Genomic DNA, 737 nt, shown 5'->3' on the forward strand with positions numbered 1-737 from the left:
CTTTAAACAAATTAATGATCAGCACGGCCACCCGGTTGGCGACCAGGTTTTAAGTACCTTTGGTGAATTCCTACGCACCCAATACCGAAAGGAAGATCTTGTAGCCGTGCGTTTTGGTGGCGAAGAGTTTGTGGTACTCCTGGAAAACTGCAGCCTTGATCAAGCAACGATGCGCTCGGACCAAATCCGAAAAGATGTAGAAGCACTTAAGCCAGCTGGACTCTTAGTCACAGCGAGTATCGGTGTAGCTGAACTACATCAGGACGAGAATGACTTTCAATCACTACTAGCCCGTGCAGATAAAGCCGTCTATAAAGCAAAATATGACGGGCGAAACTGCTTTAGAGTCAATGACGACTTTTGATTTTCACTTTAAACACTGCTTGATAAGTGCCGTAAAGGCTTGAACTTTCGGGCTAAAGTGGACATCACGATGCGTCACTAACCATATAGTTGAACGCCATGCACTAGGTGCTGGCAGAAGTAGCTGCAGGTCAGTTTTAAGTTCGGCAATTCGACAATCCATCGCCACGATACCCAAACCATTTTCCGCAGCATCCATTAATATATGGTAGTCGCTGGCACTAAAGCTAATCTGTTCCTTCGGGACCATTTCATTTAACCACTTAATACTCGGAATATTATTCATATTCTGGCAAAAATTAAGAAATCGATGTCCCGTAATATCCTCAAGGCTCTGGAGTTTCCCGTACTTACGCAAGTAGGATTCGCTAGCA

At 44.6% G+C, this 737-nt stretch carries 2 protein-coding genes; one reads left to right on the forward strand and one right to left on the reverse strand.

Annotation, left to right across the window (positions count from 1 at the left end; all coding sequences use genetic code 11):
• A partial coding sequence (locus tag A3756_RS21970) for a GGDEF domain-containing protein (protein ID WP_156490683.1) occupies positions 1–364 on the forward strand: 364 nt, incomplete at its 5' end.
• 3 nt (positions 365–367) lie between these two features.
• On the opposite strand, the gene A3756_RS21975 is transcribed toward A3756_RS21970, so the two are convergent.
• On the reverse strand, positions 368–737 hold a 370-nt coding region (locus A3756_RS21975; protein WP_231875609.1), incomplete at its 5' end, for a LysR substrate-binding domain-containing protein.

The sequence above is a fragment of the Oleiphilus sp. HI0086 genome (assembly GCF_001635225.1).